This is a genomic window from Shewanella putrefaciens (genome assembly GCF_016406325.1).
Taxonomy (GTDB): domain Bacteria; phylum Pseudomonadota; class Gammaproteobacteria; order Enterobacterales; family Shewanellaceae; genus Shewanella; species Shewanella putrefaciens.
The window spans coordinates 1,304,435-1,329,447 of sequence record NZ_CP066370.1 but is presented as its reverse complement, the minus strand read 5'-3'; the positions used below and the strand labels follow the sequence as shown (position 1 = coordinate 1,329,447).

Below are 25,013 nucleotides of genomic sequence, written 5' to 3'. Positions count from 1 at the left end.
GCTATGTCGATTAACTATAAACTGGTCATCGATGATCTAAGAACGCAATTAGGCGATCATCCGGTAACGGATGATCCCGTCCGCCGTTTTGCTTGGTCTACCGATGCGAGCTACTTCAGAATCGTACCTGAAGTCGTCGTCCATGCAGAAACCCTAGAACAGGTAAAATTAACTTTAGCCGTTGCCCGAAAGCATAATGCACCTGTGACCTTTAGGGCTGCAGGTACCAGTTTATCTGGTCAGGCTATCGGTGAAGGTATTCTGTTAATCCTTGGCCATGATGGATTTAGAAAGATTGAAGTCAGTAGCGATGCCAAACAGATCACCTTAGGTGCTGCTGTTATTGGTTCAGATGCTAACGCAGTACTTGCGCCGCTTAACCGCAAAATAGGCCCAGATCCTGCCACCATCGGCTCAGCCAAAATCGGTGGTATTGTGGCAAACAATGCTTCAGGCATGTGCTGTGGTACTGCGCAAAACAGTTACCAGACTATCGCTTCTGCAAAACTCCTCTTTGCCGATGGTACAGAGCTCGATACAGGCTGTGAAAAATCAAAAGCGGCCTTCGTACAATCCCACGGAAAAATACTGGAAGCACTGACAGAACTGTCGCATATGACTCGTCATAACACGGTATTGGCAGATCGGATCCGTAAGAAGTATTCCATTAAAAATACCACGGGTTACGGTATTAACTCGTTACTCGATTTTACCGACCCATTTGACATCATTAACCACTTAATGGTGGGCATGGAAGGTACGCTAGCTTTTATTAACGAAGTCACTTACCACACGGTTAATGAAGCTAAATTTAAAGCCTCTGCCATGGCCGTATTCCACAATATGGAAGATGCCGCACGTGCCATTCCACTGATTAATGGTGAAAGTGTTTCTGCGGCAGAGCTGCTCGATTGGCCATCAATTAAAGCGGTAACGGGTAAGCCAGGCATGCCAGATTGGCTGTCTGAACTCCCTGCCCTATCAGCGATTCTACTCATTGAATCCCGTGCTGATGATGCTCAAACGCTCGAAAACTATACCCAAGATGTTACTGCAAAACTTGCAGGTTTTGACTTTATTCGCCCGATGGAATTTAGTACTAATCCTGCGGTTTATGACAAATATTGGGCAATGCGCAAAGGATTATTCCCGATTGTTGGCGGTGAACGTCCAAAGGGAACCTCAGTTATTATCGAAGACGTAGCCTTTGAACTAGAGCACCTTGCGGCTGCGGCGCACGATATCACAGAGCTTTTCCATAAGCATGGTTACCCTGAAGGCTGTATCTATGGCCATGCGTTAGCAGGTAACTTCCACTTTATTATTACCCCCACTTTCTCGACTCAAGCCGATATCGATCGTTTCCATGCCTTTATGGATGATATTGCCGATATGGTGATTAACAAATACGACGGTTCAATGAAAGCCGAGCATGGCACTGGCCGTGCTGTTGCGCCGTTCGTTGAAAAGGAATGGGGACAAGATGCTTACACTTTGATGAAGAGCATCAAGCAGATATTTGATCCACAAGGTATTCTAAACCCTGGCGTTATTCTTAACGATGATAGCAATGTCCACGTTAAAAACATCAAGCCTTGCCCAGTGGTCGATGATTTTGTCGATAAATGTATTGAATGTGGTTTCTGTGAAAAAACCTGCCCGACATCAGCCCTTAACTTCTCACCACGTCAGCGTATTGCCACCCTGCGTGAAATTGAGCGTTTAGAGCAGTCCGGTGATAAAGCTGCTGCAGCCGAAATGCGAGCCGCCGCAAAATATGATGTAGTAGATACCTGCGCCGCTTGTCAGCTTTGTACTATTGCCTGTCCCGTTGATAACAGCATGGGTCAACTGGTGCGTAAACTGCGCACGCCTTATATCACCACCACAGAGCAAAAAGTATTAGATTTCCAAGCTAAACACTTTGGCGCAGTTAACCAAGTGATCAGCACAGGTTTTGACATGCTTGGCGTGATCCACAAGATCACCGGCGATGGCATTACTGGTGCGCTGATGAAAACCGGCCGTTTAATTTCAAAAGAAGTGCCCTATTGGAATCCTGATTTCCCGAAAGGCGGCAAACTGCCAAAACCATCACCAGCTAAAGCCGGCCAAGAAACCGTGGTTTACTTCCCTGCATGTGGCGGCAGAACCTTTGGCCCAACACCAAAAGATCCCGATAACCGCACTCTACCAGAAGTCGTTGTGACGCTACTGGAACGCGCTGGCTATAACGTCATCACGCCAGAAAAAACACGCGACTTATGCTGTGGCCAAATGTGGGAATCAAAAGGCGACTTTAAAAACGCCGATGCCAAACGCCAAGAGCTTATCGATGCAGTGAGTAAAATGACCAATGGCGGCAAGTTGCCTGTACTGGTTGATGCGTTAAGTTGTACCTACAGAACCTTAACAGGTAATCCTAAAGTGCAAATTATCGACCTTGTCGAATTTATGCATGACAACCTACTTAACAAACTTAACATCAGTAAAAAGGTCAATGTTGCCCTGCATTTAGGCTGTAGTGCCCGTAAGATGAAACTTGAACCTAAGATGCAAGCAATTGCCAATGCCTGCTCTGCTCAAGTGTTAAAACCTGCGGGAATTGAATGCTGCGGTTACGCCGGTGAAAAAGGGTTATATAAACCTGAAATTAATGCCAGCGCCTTACGTAATATCAAAAAACTTATCCCTGTGGATATTAAAGAAGGCTATTACGCTAACCGCATGTGTGAGGTAGGTTTAACTCAACACAGTGGTATTTCTTACCGCCATTTAGCCTATTTACTGGAAGAATGTAGCCGATAGTCAATGAGTTAATATGTTACAAACGGGGTGATTTTTAGCCCCGTTTATTTAGCACTGTAGACTTTTCTCATTAATTATTTATTTGGTTGTTTTATTACAAAAAAACAGCCCGCAAAAACCACAAATAACCACTTAAAATCAAACAGATATAACATTTTCATTTTTGAGAAAATCTACAAGATCATTTTCTAAATTAGGACTACTTATTTCGCTAAGATAGGCCTATATTTGATCAACTACCTTAGCATTTGTGTGGACTTTGGGGTCACAGTGCAAGGCAATGTCGCTCACTAACAAGAAAGAGAAAACACAATGAAAATCGCACTTTTCATCCCGTGTCTAGTCAATCAAATGATGCCAGATGTCGCAATTGCTACCTTGGAATTATTAGAGAAACTCGGACACCAAGTGGTTCTACCCGCGGGTCAAACATGCTGTGGCCAGCCAATGACAAACTCGGGTTGTTTCGACGAAGCACGCAGTACTACCCTTAAATTGCTCAATGCCTTTAAGGGTGTGGAATGCGACGCTATTGTTTGCCCCGCCGCTTCTTGCTTAGTGGCCGCCAAAGAGAATTTCCATGAGTTTGATAGCAGCCCAGAAGCCCAGGCTGTGATCAACAAACTCTATGAACTCACCGAGTTTTTACACGACATTGCGCCGATCCCCGCCTTTACCAAGCCCTTCGCGCATAAAATTAGCCTACAACTCAGTTGCCATGGCATCCGGATGTTAAGCCTTGCAACACCAAGTGAGCAAATGGGGCCAAGATTCAATAAAGTTGAAGCCGTATTAGCCAACATTGCAGGCATCGAAATTGTTTATCCCGATCGCCGCGATGAATGCTGTGGCTTTGGTGGTACTTTCGCCGTTGATGAAGGCGCTGTATCAGCAAAAATGGGTAAAGACAAAGCCCAATCCCATGCCGCAACGGGTGCTGCTTATGTGGTCGGTTTCGATCCCTCATGCCTATTGCACTTAGATGGCATGATCCGCAGACAGCAATTGCCGATTGAAATTCGCCACATAGCGCAAGTGATCAACGCGGCGCTTTAGGAGACTCACCATGGCTTACCAACATAATCACGGGGCTCATGGCTCCCAAGTGCATGCCCACAAAGCAGATATATTTTGTCGCGATGAAGCTCGTGTCGACTGGCATTCAAAGGCGCTTTGGATGCTCAGAGAAAAACGCGACCGCGCTGCGGGTAGCATCCCAGAATGGGAACAACTGCGTCAGCTTGGTTCAGAAATTAAGCTGCACACGCTAACCCATCTTGCCCAATACCTTGAAACCTTTGAACAAAACTGTATTGCTAATGGTATAAAAGTCCACTGGGCAAAAGATGGTGCCGAGCACAATCGTATTGTCCATGACATTTTATCCCGCCACAAAGTCAAAAAATTGGTGAAATCTAAATCGATGCTCACCGAAGAATGTCACCTTAATCCCTACCTCGAAAAACAGGGTATTGAGGTCATAGACACAGATTTAGGTGAGCGCATTATTCAGCTCGCCCAAATGCCACCATCGCATATTGTGGTGCCCGCTATCCATATGAAAAAGGAAGAAGTCGGTGATCTCTTCCATGAAAAACTCGGCACTAAAGCAGGGGCAGCCGATCCCTTGTATTTAACCCGCGCCGCCCGTGCCCACCTGCGTGAACAGTTCCTTAGCGCCGATGCCGCGATGACAGGCGTGAACATGGCAATCGCCAATACAGGTACTGTCGTTGTCTGCACGAACGAAGGTAACGCCGATATGGGCGCTAACCTGCCTAAGTTGCAGTTGCACTCAATGGGGATCGACAAAATTGTCCCTGATATCGACAGTGCTGCCGTTTTACTGCGAACACTGGCGCGCAATGCCACCGGCCAACCTGTCACAACTTATAGCGCCTTTTACCGTGGCCCACAGCCCGAAGGTGAGATGCACATTATTATCGTCGACAATGGCCGCACTGAGATGCTCAAGGATAAAATCCTCGCAGAATCATTGAAGTGTATTCGTTGTGGTGGCTGTCTCAATACTTGCCCTGTGTATCGCCGCTCCGGTGGTTATAGCTACAACTACACCATTCCCGGCCCTATCGGGATTGCCGTTGGCGCTAAATTGGATGACACTAACTCGATTGCTTGGGCCTGTACCTTGTGTGGTAGCTGTACTTTTATCTGCCCGACTAAAGTACCGCTCGATAAGATTATTCATCACCACAGACGCCTTAAGGCTGAGGTCCGACAACTCCCTTATGGCAAAAATAGTTATATGCCATTAGTGGGTAAATTTATGGCCAGTGAAACCATGCTAAATTGCTCTATGAGTGTGGCAAGAACCGCGCTACGCATTTTACCCGGTAGTCTACTCAAGCCATTTAGCGGCGCATGGGGCAAATACCGTGAACTCCCAGTCGCCCCCAATTCCAGCTTCGAAGCTTGGTTTAAGAAACACAGGAGCCTATAAGATGTCTAGTAAACTTGAAATTCTCAATGCGCTCAAACTGTCAGCCTTAATCAATCACCCAATGCCAAGCATCGAAGTGGAACCAAGGCTCGAAAACCTCGTCGGACAGTTTGAGACTAACCTCAATACTGTGGCAGGCACACTGCACAAAGAAGGTGGTCTTGCTGCCCTACAAGCAAAAGTGGATGAACTTATCGCCCAAGGGTTACAAGTGATCTCCTTAGTTGATGGGATAAAAGCCAATCGTGAAATGCCACCCACCGCCCACGAGCTTAGGGATATAGATTATGCAGTGATCCCGGGTGACATTGGCGTTGCCGAAAACGGTGCCATTTGGGTTAACAATAAGAATCTAGGCCACAGAGTGACACCCTTTATCTGTGAAAACCTTATCTTAGCCTTGCCAGCGAATAAGATTGTGCCGAACTTACATCAGGCAGCTAAAGAAGTCACGTTAGCCTCAGGTGAGTTTGGGGTGTTTATCGCAGGTCCATCAAAAACTGCCGATATCGAACAAGCTCTCGTCGTCGGCGCCCACGGTGCCTGCAGCTTGAACGTGTATTTGCTCTAGAACCACGAATGATGAAGTAAAGTAACCTAGAAAACGCAAAGGTTACGGGACAATCGAAACACAAAAGCCGCCTTTATCGGCGGCTTTCTTATTTAAACTTTAGCATAACGATATTTAAGAGATTTGATTTGTACGGGTTATGTTACCTACAGATACAGACTTGTTATGGCATTCGCTCGCCGACTCGGTGAATAGAAATCGAGGGGTTCTACGCTTATGAACGAGAGCCATATATGGCAAACTGGCAGTTAAATACGGATGTTGTTCAAGTCAGTCTGTGGATGCGTCCTGCTCTTTGATGAGCGGGCGCTATCCCTGATATTTACCAACGTACTTTAAAATGAATGCTTAAATGTTTTTTATGTTAAAAGCCTGATTTCCTACAATATCGCCGCTGCCTAAGGCGACAGTTAGTGATAAATAGGGGGCTCGTCAGGCTGCTTTATCAAGTCGCTTTAACCACGTGCGATAGCGCACATACTGAGGATACCTTGATAGTATCCTCGACTCGGTTGATAGTATTCTCGACTATGTCCATGAGGCATTTATAGTAAAGGTGAGTAAATGAACGAGGTATTACTACAAATAAAGGCGCTCACCAATGGTGATCCTTTGTTGACGGCTGTCATTGTTGGAGTATTAACATTTACGTTAATTGGACTCGTAGGCTACATGCTAAAAGATGTCCCCGCAAAGCTGTTAAGTTGGCTCAGTAGTCTGCTGTTTGTGCGGCTCACTATAGACGATAGCCATCAGGCGCGCACAGAGGTATTCAATAAACTGTCCTTTTTGATCAGTAATACTACTATTCCATTTTTTTCACGCTCTATCTCTGAGGCCGTGTACTTTGACTATAGTGTGAGTTACGACGGACGTGTCAGTGTTAAGTCTATCGGCTACGGTATGCACCTGTTTAAATACGCTGGTTGTTTTATGTTGGCAACCCGCTCTAAGGTCGATAGTACGATGGCATACGATACTATTACGGTAAGTGCACCATGGTGGGCAAAAGATAAACTATATCGTTTTTTAGAAGATACTCGTGGAGACATCTCTACTGAGCCGAAAGTGAATATTTTCGAAGAAACCGAATGGTGTCGCTACGGCACATTGAAATCATCGGGTTTTAGTGAATTAGTGCTAAATGAAGGGTTTAAGCAGGAGTTGATGAGGGAAGTTGATAACTTCGCCAGTAGGGGGAAATCGGTTGTAAGTAAGCTAACCATACTGTTACATGGCAAAACGGGTACAGGTAAGACGGGTATAGCGAGAGCCTTAGCTGTTGAGTATCATCGCGATCTTTACATATTGAATCTATCGACTGTCAATGATGCCACTATTCATAAGGCTATTAGAAAAGTGCCACCCGGAGCTATGTTGTTAATAGAGGACTGTGACTGTGTAAAGGCTACGGTATCACGTGCTGCTGAAAGCAATGTAGACAACCCACCACTCACTTTAGGTGGCGTTCTAAACGCGTTAGACGGAATCGTTCCTCTTGATGATTGCCTTGTCATAATGACCACAAATCATCTTGATAATCTTGACCCCGCGTTGATACGTAAAGGTCGTGTAGATGTCAATATTGAAGTACCACTTATCAGTGCAAAACAAGTTAATGAAGACTACTTTGAGCGTTTTGGCGCAGTTCTTAATAGAACTGAGCCATTGTTAGGTTGTGAAGTCTATGAACTCCATCGCAGAGCGAGCTTAAGATATGGAGTGTGTTGTAAGCCAGTGTAACCCTCCTCCGAAATAGACTCATTCAACGGTCAACGCTATTTGGCTATTGCTTTAACCGAGTACTTATTAGGGTCTGAGTAAACCTTCCTCAGACCCTTTAACTATTAATTACACCGCAACATCGATAGCAAAAACCGCTTCAAGTTCAAATAATAATGACTCAACCCAACCTCATCGTTTTTACCCCAATAGGCATCATCACCCACTTTTTATTCAAAAAGTAACGCACTGCGACAGCAAGGACCAGAATTCAGATAATAGGGAGTGATTTTAAAGAGGGGTTCAAGACTTATCTGGATTCTGCGGGGGCGAGATATAAACCACCTTGTTCAATGCTAAACCCAAGCATAGTCGGAGGTTAACTACTGCGCTATTAAGGTTGGGTGTCTATTTAGACTTACAACAACCGTAACCACCGCGGCTTGGGACTGGAAACGCTACGCGTTGACAGTCCCTCTTGAGGCGTTTGTCATGCATGTGCCACAACGCGAGCCATATGGTAAACATCAACGTAGCTACCATTTCTGAACGCATAAGCTTTCGACTCACCTTCAATTTCAAAGCCGAACTTCTTGTACAAATTGATCGCTCGTTCGTTATCCACATAGACCGTCAATTCGATTCGTTTCAAATTAAGCCAGTTATCTGCCAAATCGATAACCGTTTTCAGTAAAGCACTACCAACACCTAGACCTTGAGCATCGTCTTTTACGCCCATGCCGAATGTACCTACGTGACGACGTCTCGGATTGGTACATAGCTCAAAGCCCAAATTACCGACGACTTCACCGTCCACTAGTGCCACATACGCATAAACATGATCAGGAATATTCTGGAAACGTTTTTCCCACATATCGGAGGAAGGAAGTGGAAGTTGTAATGTGCCAGTGTAGGCATTTGGACACTCATAAATTCCTTTTATCGCTTTAGCATCTGATGGCTCTGCTCGCCTTACTTCAACAACCATAGTTTCTCTTTTCCCAAAAAATGCATAACGCCCACATTTAGCGCGAAAAACCGCGCAGTGGATTGACGTCGCAGCCAGCGCTTTTTGCTGGCGATAAAATTTTTGTTAACTGCCTTTGCTTTTTCTTGGAATTGCTTTTTGAAGGCCATCCGTTAATAACACTGCAAAAGCACTGTGATGAGTCAACCCTGGCAATACTTTGGATTGAATGCTTAAGCCTTGATAATTTCGTGATTTTAGCTGATTCTCAAATGCCAACATTTGCTCAACCATACTACCCTCTTCACTGCCAATATACATAAACACACTTGCTTTCATACCCTTATTACTTTTTGCATAGTCACTTTCCATCCGAAACATCACTTTGTTGTCATACCAGAACGATGGGCTACCTAAGATGTAGTCATCAAATAACTCGGGATTAGTCATTAGGATGTGAGCTCCAAGCAATCCGCCATATGAATGGCCAACAAATATTTTTTTATCCTGTCTGATTCGATATGTTTGACTAATCAGAGGTAAAACCTCGTCTGAAATGAAACTAATGTACTGACTGGCTTTACCTGAATACTTCTGAACTTCGAGCGAATGTCCCCTTTTTTCATTTGGGGCATATGTTGGTGTGTAGTCTCTTGTGCGACTAAGCAAAGGGTTATGCCCTTTGGAATATGAAATCCCTACAATAATGACATCCTCGATATCCCGGCCTGCCATCAGATGCACAATGCCGCTCGCCACTGCAACTGAATAACCTGTGTCATTTAATAATACCAACGGGTATTTTTTGTTATTTTCTGAGTAATCGTTAGGCAGGCGGATATACAGTTCGTACTCCAATCCGCTTACTTCAGATTTTATTTGCAGGGTATGCGTATTTCTAATTTTAAATTCAGTGCTTTCCTTGGCACTTAGTGGCATAGAGAAAAAAACAACAATAGCAAAAGCCAACTTAATAAACTTAAAAAACATCATTTTCCTTAAATGTGCGAAGGTTAAACTCAGCTAACAGTGTATTACCCGTACTTCGAATAAAACCTAATTCAAAAGGAGTTGAATATTGATATGTAACGAGTAAACAATACTAATTTTACAGAAACTTAGCACCACCACGATATGTTTCCAACAATTTTTTATGTGGAAAATCGAGATCTTATTTACCAAGAAGTATTTTGCCGCGGTATGCTAATCCTAAAGCTGAAAAAGTTAATTAACTTCAGTTAGTTAAACTTACCCCCAAAAAATAGAAAACGATACGGTTTAGCTCAGTCTTTCCCAAAAACTTTCAGTTTCCTGCTATACCTGTACATATACAGTGATTAGCAGGACGTGAGTTGCGCCTTTTAAAAAACATTGAGGAATTCGAAACGACAAAATGATAAAAAATTTTAGTGTACCCAAACAACATTTCAGTGTTGTTATGTAAACAAGTAGCTCACTTTGGGATAATAACAAATGACATTTACACAAAAGCCGCCTAGGGTCGGCGGCTTTTTACTGGGGTAGATAAATAGACTGCAAATAAATAAGCCACTTAAAGTGATGGGCTAGACGTAAACTCGTTTAGTGCATCTTCTGAGGTTGGCTCATATTCCACCACCAGTTTATTAGGTGTCAGCCGATAAACTCTCACCTCAATATTCCCTCGCACAGCATAAATTAAAGCGCCGCCATAGGTTGTTTCAGGCCCAATATCTCCCGCAGGAACCTGCTCGGCGGCGCCAATATACAGGCACCCTGACAATACTGTTAAGTTTGCAGAGAGATAATTCGAATTGAGTCCAGCCTCACCTAGCTTGCGGAAAATTTCAACCTCATAACAGCCATCGGCACCGAGTCCCACAAATAGCACATGACCTTGATTGATTTCCAAAATTTCGTCACTCGGCACAGACCACCAATCAGCCGCATCTTCGCAGCGATGAGTTAATGCTGCGGGATCAAATATCGCCATTGTGGCGGTATCGGTGTCAAACCGAGTTGTTGTATAGGGTTGATTCATCATCCTTGCCTACTAACAGAATATGATTCTGACTACCTGCTTTATTCTTGATAACCCAAAACCAAAATAGAAAAATCGCCATAATTTTAGGCCGTTACTACCACTTACTTACAACAATCCGCTACATAAACGCTTTGGTAAACGCTTCCTTCGACTGGCGAATATAGTTACGTGCACTTTTAGCGTGTTGCTCCCATACAGCGCGGTCGCTTGGGTCGGTAAAGGGGTTTTGTTCAGTGGCAATTGATCGTTCAAACTTATCGTAAAAGGTCAACATCGCCGAGGTAATTTGATTAAAACGCTCTTTGAACTCTTGGAATTCATCAATTTTTTCAGTGGTTTTAATCATATATTGCACTAACTCAGCATTGCTGTTTGATGCCAGTAATGCCTCCGCTTTTGCGCTAATATTGGCGCTCGCCTCGCTAATCACCAGTGCACGAGTCTGCTCATCCTTGCTCATCACTCGACTGTAGTTTTCTGGTGTGCGGGCAATACTGGCATGCTGTAAATAACTGCGTAGATGTCCGTCGAGGTCTCGACGGAACGTATCTAAATTCTTTTGCATACTGACTAAATCATTATCGAGGGCGGTAACCTGTTGCAGTTCTTTCTCGATTTCAGACATAAAACGTTCAGCCTGCTGATAAATTCTAAGGCCATTTTCTTCGGCAAACTTTTTATCACTGCGGCTTAAGTCACTATTGTCATAGTTAGAACGGTCAAAGGTGGCCGCTAAAAATGATTTGAACGGTTCGGCAAAGGCAGAATAGGCACCTGCGCTCACTACGTTTAATGTCGCGGTTGCTAAGTCACCAAAGGGTTTGACCATAGAGCCTAGACGCGCCTGCTGTATGGGAGATGCTACACGCTTGGTATCGTTTAATACCGACCTAAAGGTATTGTAGCCCAGCGGGTTAGACATTTTATTACGCTCAGAGGTTGCAAGCACAAAGGTAATACTGGAATAAATCGCATTCGAGTATTCAAGATATTGTCTTTGGCTTTCAAGTTGGGCGGCGTAGTTTTTACCTAAAGTTCTAAAGGACTCTGCTTGAACTTCGTAGTTTTTATCTTCTTTTAGCTTATCTAAAATGCCACCGATAATTTTTTGCTCATTTTTTTGCAGGGCAATATCGAGGCGAATTTTATCTAAGCTGAGATCATCCAAGCTGATGGGGCCATTAATGGCTTCAATATCGAGGCGAATATACTGGCGGCTGGGATCATCAATAGACACCCGATGGGCTAAATACTCTTTTGTACCAGGAGTGATATCAATCAAGGCAACATGTTGCCACTGGGCATCCAGTTTTAATACTGGCGAGGTTAATACATTGATCCGATACTGAGTTTGGATATTTTGAGTCTTCACCCAAAACTCCAACAGACCCGCTTCCGCGACAGGGTACTTACTCACAATGCTGCTATTACCTTCGGCACACAGCAAAGCACTTTCACCGCTGTGTGGCTCGGCGCCTTCAAACTGACACCCCATGATCCACGACCAAGGTTGCGCTAAGCGGTTGCCTTCAAAATCGCTAGCAAACACTAACTCATTGTCTTTAGCACTAGCATTTACGGTATTGAACACGCCGAACAACAGCATAAAGATGACTGTAGTGGTGCGCATAAGAGCCTCATCAAACAAAAAAACAAAATCAACGGGCCGCACAATCAGCCCAATATCCGGTTGTATCTACAGCCAAATGACGCCTAGGATAGCAGCATTAAGGTCGTTTATTCGTAATATGACCTAGGATTCACTGTACTACTTAATGAGCCATTTTTTAGCAAGTAGATTAAACCAGCGAAATGTATCAGAGCACATCATCCCACGCTAGTCTTAAGTCAATATACTCTTTAAAGATATCTTACTAAGGTAAACGGTTATCCACCTTCTTCATTGCATAGAACATCCATAGGGTCAGCAAAGAACTGCAAGTCGCGAGCGATATCCAAACCCCTATAACCCCAAATGCCCAAGCAAAACAGTAAATAATGGCCGCGATCAGGACAAGTTTAGTGCCAGTCAAGATAGACGCCTGTTTTGAACAATTAATGGCTTGGAAAAAACTTGCCCCAACTAAGATTAACCCTTCCATAGGTAAGCCCCAGAAATACCAACGCATGCCTTCAATGGCTACAGGTGTTAGGTTCGGGTTATCACCAGCAAATAAATACACTAACCACTCAGGGCGAGAGTAAATCAAGGCAAGCCCTAAGGCTGCTGTAAGTAATGTCATCGTAAAGGCGATATTGCGCGCTTGTTTAACTCTGTCAAAACGCCCTGCACCCGCGTTGAAGCTATAGATAGGTTGAGTGCCAAGGGCTATGCCCTCAAAAATCAGATAGAAAAATGCTTCGGTGTAACTCACCACCCCGTAGGCCGCCACGTGCAATGGCCCACCAACCCATAAAAATGCCGTGTTGTGCAGAGTGAGCACAATTGATAAATAAAGGTTCATCAAAAAGCTAGGTAAACCCACGCGGGCAATATTCACACAATTATCAAACTTAAGCTTCATTTGCTCTAAGTTGATTTTAAGCTGGGTACGAGAGCCAAAAAAATGCTGTAAACACAGTAAGCCCGTCACAGCCTGCGCTAACATGGTCGCAATCGCGGCGCCCGCCAAACCAAAGGGAAATACCACGATAAATAACCAATCTAAGAAAGTGTTGAGTACCCCCCCTAAAATTAACACAAAGGTCACCATAGATGGCCGACCATCATTACGTAAAAGTGTGGTAAAGGCCATTGAGATGATGGGGAAATGGCACAGGGCGAAATACCAGAATAAATATTGATTGGCATTTTCGAGGATATCCCCTTGTGCACCAAGGGCAATTAAAATATCCCGTGAAAATAATCCGCCCATAAGGGCAAAAAATCCACCTGCCAATAAACACAAACTAAAGGCATTACCCAAGAGTTTGCGGGCTTTAACCACGTTACCTTGACCAAGATTGATTGACACTAATGCTGCACTACCCATGCCTATCATAGCGCCGATGGCATATAAAATGGCCCCGACTGGGTAAGCTAACATCATCCCTGCTAGCCCCGCTTCACCTAAATAGTGCCCCACGAAAATCCCATCAATGGTCACATACACGCCCGTTACCAACATGGAAGCAATGGTGGGTATGGTATAACGCCAAAAAAGCTTAGAAATCGGCTCTTGGAGTAAATGTTGATCCGTCTGGGGTTGGGATACTGCTGTCATTACCGTGTCTCACTATCATTAGGAAAAGGCGCGCATTAGAAAAGTAAATCTATAACGGACAAAAATGCGGCAACGGATTGTACCTAAATTTGACAAGAATACAAAATGCATATTCATCATTTTTAAAGTTAAAAAAACAATAATCACAACAACTTAAGCATAAACACTTACATTCCAGCCAGACGACATTATGCCTACAACTAAGCAACAGTTGTGGGCTAACTCATCATTTTTTGCTACTTTTTTGGCGTTTTAAGCTGAATTAGGTAAAGTGGGAGCTTAAATCAACCCAAAGCAGTTTAGTGCTGAACACAAAGCATTTAACTAAAATGTTTATATGTATTTATAAACAATGAGTTATGTAAAAATAGATCAAATAACAATAATAAAGGGAAGAATATGAGTCAAAATAGCCCAAATGCAGAGAACGATCTGCGTGAAGTCAAACAGCTGGGAATGTGGGCTTCCATCACGAGTTTAAGTTATATTTTTTGGCTCGTTGGGGGGATGGAACTGGTTGAGCGAATCGCCTATTACGGCGTAAAAGCCAGTGCGGGCCTTTACGCAAAAGCACCAGAATCGGCAGGTGGATTAGGGATTAGCCTAAGCGACTACGGCATTATTATTTCCCTCTGGGCCATTATGCAGACCTTTGTACCTGTATTTACAGGGGGCGTTTCCGACCGCGTTGGTTACAAAGAAACCATCTTTGGCTCCACCATCATTAAAATCTTTGGCTATTTAGTTATGGCATTTTTCCCCAGCTTTTGGGGGTTCCTCGTTGGTGCATTACTGCTCGCGATAGGCACCGGGATATTTAAACCCGGCATTCAAGGCACCTTAGTACTCAGTACCCAGCGTAACAATACCTCTATGGCTTGGGGGATTTTTTACCAAATAGTTAACATTGGTGGTTTCCTCGGGCCCTTGGTTGCCGTACATATGCGTCAACTGTCATGGGACAATGTCTTTTTTGCCTGTGCCGCCATTATCTCGCTCAATTTTTTATTTTTACTTACTTATACAGAACCAGGTAAAGCAGAGCGACTAGAGCGCAATAAACACATTAAATCAGGGGAAATTAAGCAAGAAGCGCTCTGGCGCGATGCTTGGCGAGAGCTAAAAAAACCAATTGTGATCTACTACATGCTGGTATTTTCTGGTTTTTGGTTCCTATTCAACGCGCTATTTGATGTACTGCCTATCCATATTTCCGAATGGGTTGATACCAGTGTAATAGTGACCTCCTTGTTTGGAACCGAAGGCACCCGCAACGGTATTCTGCAATTCTGGCTTGGCCTTAATAATGAAGGTACTAAGGTCATGCCTGAAGGCATGCTTAACCTCAATGCGGGTTTAATTATGACCTGCTGCTTTATTGTCGCCGCACTGACAGCGAAGTATCGGATCACCACAGCAATGTTCGCAGGTTGTTTACTGAGTATTCTGGCCTTTGTGTTTATTGGCGCTTTCCATGCCGCGTGGTTTATCGTACTGGCCATTGCCATGTTTTCCATTGGCGAGATGATGATAAGCCCGAAGAAAAACGAGTTTATGGGGAATATTGCCCCCGAAGGTAAAAAAGCCATGTACTTGGGATTTGTTATGTTACCCCAAGGAATTGGCTGGGGATTAGAAGGCTATTTTGGCCCTAAACTCTATGAGATTTATGCATCAAAGGAGCTATTTTCACGGGATTTATTGCTAGAACGCGGCATGAACAGCGCAGAGGTCAGTGCCATTCCACAGGGTGAAGCCTTTACCACTTTGGTGAGCTACACAGGTGAAAATGCACACGATCTTACCCAACTGTTGTACCACAGCCACAATATTGGCATGGCATGGTACATCATCGCCGCCATTGGGACTATCTCGGCGGTGGGCATTTATATCTATGGTAAGTGGTTACTTACTCTGCAAAAATCCCAACAGTACGCCTAACCGCCGAATATAAGATAAGCAGTACAAGATAAGGCCACAGTCTCATTTTGTACTGTTTATCTTCCCATCATAAAACCATCAAAAAGCACGTAACAGTTCAGCGGTAAACTGATCAGGCGAGAGCAATAAACCTAAGCTCTCGATTTGCGTATTCAACCGATTAAGATCTTGAGTCAGCGCGGACAACGTCAGTGTATTGTTATCCAGTAAATACACTTGCCTTAGACTGGTGTAATAAAAAAGCAGCGTAATCAACGCATTCACATCATTCTGCGCCGCAGCAGCTTTAATCTTTATCAATTTGCGATAGATACGATTATGAAGTTGTTTCAATTGCCACACATAGTAAATCTCAGTGAAAAAGGGTCGATCCTTCAGGTGATAAATCACGGCGCTACACAGACCCAGACTGAAAATCACCCCTAAGAGATTCCAATGAAAATTACCTGTTGGCTCACCTGGGACTGGCGTCGCACCAAAGAGTGCAATTAATCCAGAACCAAAAGCCAGCGACAAAACAACTAGGCTTACAACTAGAATAACAATGAATAAATTCATGTTCTTACGATATAAAGTTTTATCTATTTCCTGCAGCTTCATAACATCCCGCTCAAATAGCCCATCCAGCATTGGCGTATAAATTATTTAGCGTCAAAGCATACCTGAAATACAGCGTGAATACTCACAACCAATGATACAAATTGAAACCAATAGGTTTAAGCAAATAGGCTCATGTAAATAGGGTGAATCAATCTAAAGATCATCTACTTATACACCTTCAAGTTAAGGGTAGAAAACAACCCATTCATTTATCTCAAGATATAAAAAATACGCTAGTGCGCCAAAAATAGGCGTAAAATTTGCTAACCTTAACTCTAAAGTTAAAGACGAAATTGTCGCCTTATATACCTGATACACAATACAGTGCTCTTACCCTCCGCATTCAAATCACTCAAGGGATGACATGATATTTAGCAAAGTCAACGCACTCGTTGCTCTTTTGGTACTCCATGGCCTTTGCTTAACGGCGCAGGCTAAAGACCTACTTGCTGTTGGTACTAGCTTTAGCCAAATCTTTGAACAAAAATCGAATGGTGAATACACAGGTTTAGGTGTCGATATTTTGAATCGCTTCGCAGAGCAAGCCAATGTGACCATTCACTATCAAATTACGCCTTGGCGCCGCGCGCAATCTATGGTCGAGCGTGGTCAAGCCGATATCCTTATTGGGCCTTACCACACGAAAGAAAGGGAAGCATTTTTAGCCTTTTCTGAAAAAGCATTCTATCGTGATGAAATCGTGTTTTATGCCCGTAAAGATAAGATAAACCGTTGGAATGGTGAGTACGATAGCATTAAAAATCAGCGCATAGGTAAAATGCAAGGCTGGAGTTATGGCGCCACATTTACCGAGCAAACTCAAATGCTCGCTATTAATGAATTTGTCGATCTTAAGAGTGGTATTGAACGTTTATCTAGGGGCGATCTCGATTTACTTGCCACCAATCGCCGCAATACTGATGCTGAACAATTAAAAATCACAATCTCACATACGATTGAACCTATAGTTCCCATCATTGATATACAAGATGGCTTTATGGCTTTCCCTAAACAGGGCGAATTTATCCCATTACGACTGCAATTCGATCATTTTTTTAATGACATGATAAAAACAGGGGAACTCCTACAACTGAGTAAAACCTATGGTGTCGCGATTCCTCCTTAGGTTTGTTATATCATCAGGATATCACTAAGCACTCGATTAACTGCTGTTCAATCTGTTCCCAATCCAGATCTTCCATAGCAATCATTTCTAATCTTGAATCTAACGTATCGTCTAAGGCGATGACATTAAACTCCTTATCTACCCAGTTAAATCCAGCGATACCATCGGTAGTGATCATCACTGCTTTTAACCTCAGTAATGTACTCCCAGTCCCTGACAGTGGTGTCTGGCGCTGAATAAAGGCCATTAACTTGTTAAAATCAAACTCTTGGCTCGGCTCAAAAACCCAGCCACAGCTAAAACAGCCTTCCCCTTGGTTTTGCTTTCTCAACATGCCACGCGGATCAAATGCTAATGTTTGCTCACTTGCTCCTTCCGCAAAAAGACTCGCTTGCGCTAGAGGACGTAACAGCCCTGAGGGTTTTGTGACTGGAGTAGGTTTAACCTTAAGGACTTGATGAGTACGATTCAAATATGTTGATAATGCCGCAGGCAATTCCTGTTCGAAACTGTGGCGAATAATGGGAATATCCGTTTTCGATAACATGTGCAGATAAGCTTGAAGTTCTGTCATCACATCTGAAATATGTGGAAGTGTGGGCTTTGGATATAAATCGGCTTTAGTGGCAATAACAACATCAGCGACTTGTAACTGCTGAATAAAATTAGCATGTTCACTGTAGCGTGGATCGCTTACCTTTCGGGCATCAACTAAACATAACGTGCTACGCAATGAAATCACATTCTGATAATGGGGTGCGGACAATACTTTGATAATCTCATTAGGATGACCAAGCCCTGTGGGTTCAATCAATAAACGGTCGGGTTTAATACGGGCAATTAATTGATTTATGGCGACTTGAGTCGGCACCCCTGCCGCACAGCACATACAGCCACCAGCCACTTCACGAATTTGGATCCCTGAGTCACTATTATTGAGTAAGCTTGCATCAATCCCCACTTCACCAAACTCGTTCACCAACACAGCCCAAGTCTCTCCCTCGGGTTTAGTTGCCAATAACTGCTTGATTAAAGAGGTTTTTCCGACACCTAAAAAACCGGTAATGATATTGGTAGGAATGGCTTTTACTATCATAGATAAGCTCACTTGGCGCTAACGAGGGAGAGTTGAAAGCGTGAGTGTATGGGCATTATCCTTTAAGCTCAACAAAAAGCGCACGGATAAAAGTGCGCTTTGTGGCAAGTGAGGCTAGCCGTTTTTCTTACCGCGAGATACGCCAAACCCAGAACGACTCCCTGAGTGAGGTTTTGGTTTAGTCGTATTAAAAGGTTTGCCCGCAGATCCTTTTCCTTCTGCACCATGCGCCTTATCTTTCGCATACTTTCCCTCACGAGTCGGGCTTTCTCGCATCGCATCGCGCCCGATGTTCTGACGAGAACGAGCTTGGCTTTCGCTGGATTTACCGATAGCACGATCCTTTGGCGCTTTATAACTCCATTTAGCGGGTTTGGTCGGCGATGCAGGAATATCACGATAACGAGCGGGCAGCGGTGTACCTTCCTCATAACCGGGCTGCACTGACACTGGCAGTTTCTGCTCAATTAAAGCTTCAATTTCAGTCAGCATCTCATCATCAGAGGGCGAAACAAACGAAATCGCACGCCCCGCTAATCCCGCACGCCCTGTTCGGCCAATGCGGTGGATATAATCTTCGGCAAAAAATGGCAACTCTAAGTTGATAACCAAAGGTAGTGCTTGAATATCTAAGCCGCGGGCGGCAACATCGGTCGCAACCAATACACGCAACTTACCTAGCTTAAAGTCTTCCAATACCCGATTACGGGCGCCTTGGGTTTTATCACCGTGGAATACACCAGCGGCTATGCCATCAAGCTTTAATTCTTGTAATAAATGCTCGGCGCTTTCCTTAGTGCTTGCAAATACGAGGACTTGGCGCCAATTGTTACGGCCAACGAGTTCTGACAACAACTCGGCTTTACGGCGCTTATCAACCCGATACACTTCTTGAACAACGGTAGATGCGGTCGTCGTGTCGGCAACATTCACCCACTGAGGCTCATTTAGCATCTTTTGTGCAAGCTGTTTGACTGCATCACTGTATGTGGCCGAGAACAGCATGGTTTGGTGCACGGGCGCGATTAAGCGTTTCACTTTTTCAATATCGCGTACAAATCCCATATCTAACATGCGATCGGCTTCATCGATCACTAAGGTTGTCACACTCGACAAATCTAACTGGAATTGGCCGATAATGTCGAAGAGTCGACCCGGTGTCGCCACGAGGATATCAACGCCCTGCTCCACCCCTTTACGCTGGGGATTCATATTGGTGCCGCCGTAAACTGCGATTGTTTTCAGTGGCAAGAACTGGCTGTATTTCTGGATATTGTCACAAACTTGAATAGCCAGTTCGCGGGTGGGGGTCATCACCAAGGCGCGTAAAATCGGTTTGTCGTTGCCATCACTAACTAAAATCTCAGCCGCTAACTTTTCAAGTACGGGCAGAGCAAAGGCTGCCGTCTTACCCGTACCCGTTTGGGCGCAGGCCATAATATCTTTGCCTTCAAAGGCTAGTGGGATCACTTTCTCTTGTACTTGAGTGAGTTGCTGATAGCCACACTCAGTTATCGCATTCAAAATAGGAGAAGATAGACCGAGTGTTTCAAATTTCATAGGAACTCTTTAGATAAGTGGCAGAACAGTAATTCAAGACGAGACTCAATGTGCCCAATGCGGGGCGCGGAGTCTACCAAAATTCTCGGCGGTTTTATAGGCAATTTTCGAGTTAACGCCTTACGCTGGCGCCAACTCAGAAGATAGATTTTTAGGTGTGGCTAAATACTTTTGTGCAAAATCAATCGCGGCAATGGGTTTAGAAAATAAATAGCCTTGGCCATAATCACACCCCGCAGAGAGTAGCACTTGGCGCTGAGCCTCGGTTTCAACCCCTTCGGCAATGACTTTCATCCCCAATTTATGGGCCATGACAATAATGGCCTCACACAGTATCTGATCATTGGTGTCTGTATCTATATGCCGAGTAAAGGATTGATCAATCTTAAGGTAATCAATATCAAACTTTTTTAAATAAGCGAGCGATGAGTAACCTGTGCCAAAATCATCTAACGAGACTTGAACCCCTGCATCACGGTAAGCCAGCAGTTTTTCAGTGACCCCCATACTCGCATCCAACAATAAACCTTCAGTAATTTCGACACAGACCCCTGCCCCAGTAATATTTAAATCCTGAAGAAGCTCCAACCAGTTGTGTAATAATGCACCTTCATCGCGAAATTGGATGGGTGATTTATTCACACTGATTTGAATATCAACACCTAATTCATCACGCCATGCTGCACTTTGTCGTGCAGCTTGCTCAAATACCCAGTTACCAATTTCAACGATCAAGCCCGTGTCTTCGGCAACGGAAATAAATTCACCGGGCGATACACTACCGCGTTCAGCATGGGTCCAACGGATTAATGCCTCCGCTTTAGCCACCTCTCCCGTTGTGAGCGAAACAATTGGTTGATAATGGAGTTCAAATTCCTTATTGCTCACCGCTTGACGTAAATCCTGAATAAGTCGCATCCGGTATTTAGCATATTCCTGCATCGACGGCGTGAAATAGTTAAATCGATTACGTCCTTGATCCTTCGCGGCATACATGGCTTGGTCCGCATGTTTAAGCAAACCTTCAATACTTGTAGCATCATCTGGATAGAGCGTAATACCGATACTTGCAGTGATATAAGCCGTTTCCTCCCCCAGAAGATAAGGCTCAGCAATGCGTCTGAGAATATGCTCAGCCACTCGTTCAATGCCCTTATGATCCGCCATAGCACTGAGTACAACAGTGAACTCATCCCCCCCAAGACGGGCCACGACATCAGCGTCACGCACACAGGATTTTAAACGGCTAGCAGTTTCAATCAGCAGTAGATCCCCCATTTCATGCCCTAGGGTATCGTTCACTTCTTTAAAGTAATCTAAGTCTAGAAATAATAATGCAAAATGATCTTGATTTCGGTCTGCATTTTTAATCTCTGCCCCGAGGTATTCCAGTAACATTCGGCGATTAGGTAAGCCCGTTAATGTATCGTAGTTTGCCTGTTTCCATATCAAATGTTCGTTTTGCTTTTTATCGGTAATATCAGAAAATAAGGCGACTCGGCGATAGGGCATGCCCTCTTTATCTTTGATGGTATTGATGGTTAACCAAATAACATATTCTTCGCCATTTTTACGCCGCTGTAGCATCTCACCTTGCCACTGGCCTTTTTGATTAATGGCATTATTCATCTTGTCATAAAAATCGCGGCCATTAATATCGCAATACAAGAGACGAATATGCTGACCACAGACCTCTTTAGCCTTGTAGCCTGTGATATCACTAAAAGCGGCATTCACTGTGATGATTACGCCCTTTTCATCAAGCACACTCATGGCCTCGGAACTATTGTCATACACCAGAGCTGAGAGCTTTAATGATTCTTCAATCAGTTTAGCCTCAGTGATATCAGTGTAAGTTCCGCACATCCTCAGTGCATTGTTGTTGGCATCTCGACTCACAACTTTACCGGTATCAAGGATCCAACGAACCTGACGATTGAGCGTATTTAAGCGGTATTCCATCTTATGCTGTGGTGTTTCTCCGCGGATATGCGCCTCTATGGAATGCAGCACTTTAGGCCTATCTTCGGCAACAATCGCATCCATCCATTGGCGGCTATTAGCATTAAGCATATCAATATCACAGCCCAGAATATCAGCACTACGGGCGTTGCGTTCGATACGGTCATTGCGAATATCCCAATCCCATACCCCAAGATCGCTACTGCTTAACACCAGTTCAAGTTGCTCGCGACTGGCAAGCACTTCTCTATCGGCCAAAGTTTGTGCAGTCACATCCAAGTAGCCCGCAATCACTAAGAGCACCCTATTATTGGCGCGTTTACAAGCGACCGTCATATGGGTATAAACGATTGAGCCATCCTTAGCGATAAAGCGTTTATCCATTTCATAATTATCAATTTTACCCGCTAGCATTAGCTCAAATTTAACGATATCAGCTTCAATATCATCAGGGTGAGTGAGCTGCTTCCATGTCATATTTAGCAGTTCATTCTCAGTGTATTTGAGCATCTGACATAAATGTGGATTCACTTTCATCCATTTTTGATCGATACCCGTTATCGCAATACCGATATTGCCAACGGTAAATTGACTACGAAATAGGAAGTCATCCTGAAGGCGAATTTGTTCATCACGCTCAAGCTCAAAGCGTCTGGACAACAAGCGGCTCAACAGCCAAGTGGCAAGGGGATAAACCGTCAGTACAGGCAAACTGAGTTTCGCAAGTAAGGGCAATGCAGCAGGCAGCGGTAGTGTAAAAAACCACAACAACATGACGATATGCACTGTATAGGCAAAGCAAAGCATTTCCTTCGCCGAAATATTAGCAAGATAAGACTTACGATATTGGCGCCATATCACTCCAATTAAACCAGATGACACTATCACGGCAACACCAATCCACATGGCATCACCACCGATACTAAGACGGTAAAATCCAGTCAGCGCAACTGCAATTAATGTCGGTAAACCACCAAAGAAAAGACCTGAAATACACAGGAGAACGGAACGGGTGTCAAAGATAATGCCGGGTTGATACATCCAAGGGGTACTCATAATAGTGATACCAATACCACCTATAAGAAACCCAATAATGACACGCCACAGCAGAAAATATTGCCGCTGATGTTTTTTAGGGATCGCGTCATACAAAAAAACTAATGCCAGTAACAATGCCGCATTTTGTACTAACGGAAAAAAAATGCTGTTATCCATGGATAAAGGCGCAACTCCAAAAGTGAGGGAACTGGTAACAGGTTAAAAAGTTCCCCCACTAGTGTAGCAGAATTGCTTACAAATCATGCCCTAATTACAGGAGTGATATCACAAATTGTTATAGAGTTGATCCCGATAAACTTGAGCAACAGAATGCCAGTCAAAACGCTGCGCAATTGCTGCGGCGCGAATAATAGGCCAATCACCACGTTCAAAACTGGCCATGGCCTCGGTAAACCGTTGTAAGAACGCCTCCCCTTGCGCTGTTAAACTATTGCCATTAAACACAAAACCATCAATACCATCCCGCACAGTATCCTTTAAGCCACCAACGCCATGCACAAGACAGGGCTGGCCTGCTCGCATAGCAAGCATTTGGCTAATACCACAAGGTTCAAAAGAACTTGGCATCACAAATAAATCACCGAATTGGTAAAGGCATTCGGATAAAGCCTCATGGTATCCCTGCAGAAAGAGGAAATTCGTATATTTAGCCGCTAAGGTTTGAAAAAACTCAGCAATACTCGCATCACCACTGCCGAGTAATATAAATAATGCATTAGGTTGGGCTTGTTGTAATGCTTGTAATAACGTCTCCAATACTGATAATCCAGAGGGCAATAAATGGCGTAAAATCAGCACTTTTTGATCCGTTAATCGACCAACAGAGGTGAGCAACAAATCTGGTACTCTTCCTAAACTCGCTTGACGCCAATGGGCTTGAATACGCACAAAGGCCATCATATCCACGGCACTCACTTGCGTTTTATTTCCTTGCCATAACACTAATGCGGCTTCGATAGTGATAAGAAGTTTTTTAAAGTCATCCTCTTGTATGCGAGCCAAAGACTGAGCTATCGCTTTAGCCTGTTTAATATCAGGGTAAGTACAACCGTTTAAGATCCCAAACACTTTTCCCTGTTCGGCTTTTGTCTGTAGATCCTGTTCTAACCCTTCACCGCCAAAAAAGCCCGCTTTAGGATCCGAAGGCAATAAGACCTCTTTAGCATAAGTGGGCGATACAAGATGCACTTTATCACTGAGCACTATGCCAATGCGCATCGGGTTAATGCAATGGGGATAACGAGGATCAACAATTGCTTGCTTTTGCTCGGGTTGAAGTGATGCAAAAAGCTCGGGAAACCATGCTGCTAAGGAGGAGGAATCATGGCTAAGTGGTCGAGTACCTTGCAGGGCAAGATTATGAATAGAGTACACGCAGGCTATCGATTTAAGGGCGCTAAACTCAGGTACAAAAGCACGAAGCATTGCCAAAAAACCCGCATGCCAATCATGTAAATGCAACACAGTCGGCATAGGAATCCTTGAGGTAACCAAGGCTTGTGCCACGCAGACAGATAAAAATGCAAACTTAGTTGCATCGTCCGCAAAGGGCCGCTCAGCACTACCTTGGCTATAGATTTTACCCGGCGTAGACAACCAAAGCCCATCTTCAAGCAAGTAAATATTTGCCCCTTCAACTTTAGGATGGGGTATCACAAACAAGCAGACTTTTTCAGTTCGCCCCCCAAAATGGACCTCAAACTCACCTAAGTCTTGCGCCTTGCTTGATTGAGAGGCCAAAAAACCATAACTTGGCATAATCACATCAGTGCAAATATCAACCTCAGCTAAGGCTTCGGGTAAATCACGGATAACATCCGCCATTCCCCCCACTTTAGCGCCCTCAAGGGCGCCGTTTTCCGCTGCCACCATTAATATGCGTTTCACTTAAAT

17 protein-coding genes and 1 pseudogene are annotated in these 25,013 nt (G+C 44.1%); 7 read left to right on the top strand and 11 right to left on the bottom strand.

Going from position 1 to position 25,013, the window contains the following annotated elements:
- Window positions 1-3 precede the first annotated feature (3 nt).
- The 5 genes from JEZ96_RS05995 to JEZ96_RS05975 all read left to right on the top strand — a co-directional run bounded on the left by JEZ96_RS05995 (window position 4) and on the right by JEZ96_RS05975 (window position 7,583).
- Window positions 4-2,808: an FAD-binding and (Fe-S)-binding domain-containing protein gene (locus JEZ96_RS05995; RefSeq protein WP_011790107.1), complete on the top strand. Its 2,805-nt coding sequence runs from the start codon at window positions 4-6 to the stop codon at window positions 2,806-2,808.
- Window positions 2,809-3,120: 312 nt separating this feature from the next.
- Window positions 3,121-3,864, top strand: coding sequence for a (Fe-S)-binding protein (locus tag JEZ96_RS05990; RefSeq protein ID WP_011790108.1), 744 nt, complete (start codon window positions 3,121-3,123; stop codon window positions 3,862-3,864).
- A 10-nt stretch (window positions 3,865-3,874) separates the two neighbouring features.
- A complete protein-coding gene (locus JEZ96_RS05985) occupies window positions 3,875-5,269 on the top strand; it encodes a lactate utilization protein B (RefSeq protein WP_128090137.1) in 1,395 nt (464 codons plus the stop codon).
- Window position 5,270: 1 nt separating this feature from the next.
- Window positions 5,271-5,840 carry a LutC/YkgG family protein gene (locus JEZ96_RS05980; protein ID WP_014610169.1) on the top strand — a complete coding sequence of 190 codons (570 nt, stop codon included), beginning with the start codon at window positions 5,271-5,273 and terminating at the stop codon, window positions 5,838-5,840.
- A 564-nt stretch (window positions 5,841-6,404) separates the two neighbouring features.
- Window positions 6,405-7,583, top strand: a complete 1,179-nt coding sequence (locus tag JEZ96_RS05975) for an AAA family ATPase (protein WP_025007424.1) — start codon at window positions 6,405-6,407, stop codon at window positions 7,581-7,583.
- A 114-nt stretch (window positions 7,584-7,697) separates the two neighbouring features.
- Here the strand turns inward: JEZ96_RS05975 and JEZ96_RS19660 are convergent.
- The 6 genes and pseudogenes from JEZ96_RS19660 to JEZ96_RS05950 all read right to left on the bottom strand — a co-directional run.
- A pseudogene (locus JEZ96_RS19660) lies at window positions 7,698-7,900 on the bottom strand (hypothetical protein); the annotation flags it as partial.
- Window positions 7,901-8,052: 152 nt separating this feature from the next.
- Window positions 8,053-8,550, bottom strand: a complete 498-nt coding sequence (locus JEZ96_RS05970) for a GNAT family N-acetyltransferase (protein WP_011918950.1) — start codon at window positions 8,548-8,550, stop codon at window positions 8,053-8,055.
- 105 nt (window positions 8,551-8,655) lie between these two features.
- Entirely contained in the window at window positions 8,656-9,522 is an 867-nt protein-coding gene (locus JEZ96_RS05965; protein ID WP_229781401.1) for an alpha/beta hydrolase, read from the bottom strand.
- Between the two features lie 559 nt (window positions 9,523-10,081).
- Entirely contained in the window at window positions 10,082-10,552 is a 471-nt protein-coding gene (locus tag JEZ96_RS05960; protein WP_128090138.1) for a DUF6386 family protein, read from the bottom strand.
- Window positions 10,553-10,670: 118 nt separating this feature from the next.
- Window positions 10,671-12,182, bottom strand: a complete 1,512-nt coding sequence (gene bdpA / locus JEZ96_RS05955; protein ID WP_011918944.1) for a BAR domain-like protein A BdpA — start codon at window positions 12,180-12,182, stop codon at window positions 10,671-10,673.
- Window positions 12,183-12,426: 244 nt separating this feature from the next.
- Window positions 12,427-13,776: an MATE family efflux transporter gene (locus JEZ96_RS05950; protein ID WP_061782681.1), complete on the bottom strand. Its 1,350-nt coding sequence runs from the start codon at window positions 13,774-13,776 to the stop codon at window positions 12,427-12,429.
- A 399-nt stretch (window positions 13,777-14,175) separates the two neighbouring features.
- On the opposite strand from JEZ96_RS05950, the gene JEZ96_RS05945 reads away from it, so the two are divergent.
- Window positions 14,176-15,717: an MFS transporter gene (locus JEZ96_RS05945; protein ID WP_011790118.1), complete on the top strand. Its 1,542-nt coding sequence runs from the start codon at window positions 14,176-14,178 to the stop codon at window positions 15,715-15,717.
- A 78-nt stretch (window positions 15,718-15,795) separates the two neighbouring features.
- Here JEZ96_RS05945 and JEZ96_RS05940 read toward each other — a convergent pair whose 3' ends face one another.
- Window positions 15,796-16,317 carry a DUF3087 domain-containing protein gene (locus tag JEZ96_RS05940; RefSeq protein WP_011918942.1) on the bottom strand — a complete coding sequence of 174 codons (522 nt, stop codon included), beginning with the start codon at window positions 16,315-16,317 and terminating at the stop codon, window positions 15,796-15,798.
- Between the two features lie 364 nt (window positions 16,318-16,681).
- Between JEZ96_RS05940 and JEZ96_RS05935 the strand changes: the two genes are divergently transcribed.
- The gene (locus tag JEZ96_RS05935) at window positions 16,682-17,443 is read left to right on the top strand and encodes a substrate-binding periplasmic protein (RefSeq protein ID WP_011918941.1); all 762 of its coding nucleotides are present in this window, start codon (window positions 16,682-16,684) and stop codon (window positions 17,441-17,443) included.
- Window positions 17,444-17,456: 13 nt separating this feature from the next.
- Here JEZ96_RS05935 and JEZ96_RS05930 read toward each other — a convergent pair whose 3' ends face one another.
- The 4 genes from JEZ96_RS05930 to JEZ96_RS05915 all read right to left on the bottom strand — a co-directional run bounded on the left by JEZ96_RS05930 (window position 17,457) and on the right by JEZ96_RS05915 (window position 24,992).
- Complete coding sequence (locus JEZ96_RS05930; protein WP_025007422.1) at window positions 17,457-18,539, bottom strand: CobW family GTP-binding protein; 1,083 nt, start codon at window positions 18,537-18,539, stop codon at window positions 17,457-17,459.
- 114 nt (window positions 18,540-18,653) lie between these two features.
- Window positions 18,654-20,099: a DEAD/DEAH box helicase gene (locus JEZ96_RS05925; protein ID WP_025007421.1), complete on the bottom strand. Its 1,446-nt coding sequence runs from the start codon at window positions 20,097-20,099 to the stop codon at window positions 18,654-18,656.
- A 120-nt stretch (window positions 20,100-20,219) separates the two neighbouring features.
- Window positions 20,220-23,276 carry an EAL domain-containing protein gene (locus JEZ96_RS05920; RefSeq protein ID WP_061782679.1) on the bottom strand — a complete coding sequence of 1,019 codons (3,057 nt, stop codon included), beginning with the start codon at window positions 23,274-23,276 and terminating at the stop codon, window positions 20,220-20,222.
- Between the two features lie 108 nt (window positions 23,277-23,384).
- Window positions 23,385-24,992 carry a glycogen synthase gene (locus JEZ96_RS05915; protein ID WP_061782678.1) on the bottom strand — a complete coding sequence of 536 codons (1,608 nt, stop codon included), beginning with the start codon at window positions 24,990-24,992 and terminating at the stop codon, window positions 23,385-23,387.
- Window positions 24,993-25,013: the final 21 nt, after the last annotated feature.

Excerpts from the sequence above, each read along its gene's own strand:
- JEZ96_RS05915 (WP_061782678.1), bottom strand. The coding sequence starts at position 24,992 with ATGGTGGCAGCGGAAAACGGCGCCCTTGAGGGCGCTAAAGTGGGGGGA.
- JEZ96_RS05965 (WP_229781401.1), bottom strand. The coding sequence starts at position 9,522 with ATGATGTTTTTTAAGTTTATTAAGTTGGCTTTTGCTATTGTTGTTTTT.
- JEZ96_RS05995 (WP_011790107.1), top strand. The coding sequence starts at position 4 with ATGTCGATTAACTATAAACTGGTCATCGATGATCTAAGAACGCAATTA.
- JEZ96_RS05925 (WP_025007421.1), bottom strand. The coding sequence starts at position 20,099 with ATGAAATTTGAAACACTCGGTCTATCTTCTCCTATTTTGAATGCGATA.
- JEZ96_RS05940 (WP_011918942.1), bottom strand. The coding sequence starts at position 16,317 with ATGAAGCTGCAGGAAATAGATAAAACTTTATATCGTAAGAACATGAAT.
- JEZ96_RS05990 (WP_011790108.1), top strand. The coding sequence starts at position 3,121 with ATGAAAATCGCACTTTTCATCCCGTGTCTAGTCAATCAAATGATGCCA.
- JEZ96_RS05980 (WP_014610169.1), top strand. The coding sequence starts at position 5,271 with ATGTCTAGTAAACTTGAAATTCTCAATGCGCTCAAACTGTCAGCCTTA.
- JEZ96_RS05975 (WP_025007424.1), top strand. The coding sequence starts at position 6,405 with ATGAACGAGGTATTACTACAAATAAAGGCGCTCACCAATGGTGATCCT.
- JEZ96_RS05920 (WP_061782679.1), bottom strand. The coding sequence starts at position 23,276 with ATGGATAACAGCATTTTTTTTCCGTTAGTACAAAATGCGGCATTGTTA.
- JEZ96_RS05985 (WP_128090137.1), top strand. The coding sequence starts at position 3,875 with ATGGCTTACCAACATAATCACGGGGCTCATGGCTCCCAAGTGCATGCC.
- JEZ96_RS05930 (WP_025007422.1), bottom strand. The coding sequence starts at position 18,539 with ATGATAGTAAAAGCCATTCCTACCAATATCATTACCGGTTTTTTAGGT.
- bdpA (WP_011918944.1), bottom strand. The coding sequence starts at position 12,182 with ATGCGCACCACTACAGTCATCTTTATGCTGTTGTTCGGCGTGTTCAAT.
- JEZ96_RS05945 (WP_011790118.1), top strand. The coding sequence starts at position 14,176 with ATGAGTCAAAATAGCCCAAATGCAGAGAACGATCTGCGTGAAGTCAAA.
- JEZ96_RS05960 (WP_128090138.1), bottom strand. The coding sequence starts at position 10,552 with ATGATGAATCAACCCTATACAACAACTCGGTTTGACACCGATACCGCC.
- JEZ96_RS05935 (WP_011918941.1), top strand. The coding sequence starts at position 16,682 with ATGATATTTAGCAAAGTCAACGCACTCGTTGCTCTTTTGGTACTCCAT.
- JEZ96_RS05970 (WP_011918950.1), bottom strand. The coding sequence starts at position 8,550 with ATGGTTGTTGAAGTAAGGCGAGCAGAGCCATCAGATGCTAAAGCGATA.
- JEZ96_RS05950 (WP_061782681.1), bottom strand. The coding sequence starts at position 13,776 with ATGACAGCAGTATCCCAACCCCAGACGGATCAACATTTACTCCAAGAG.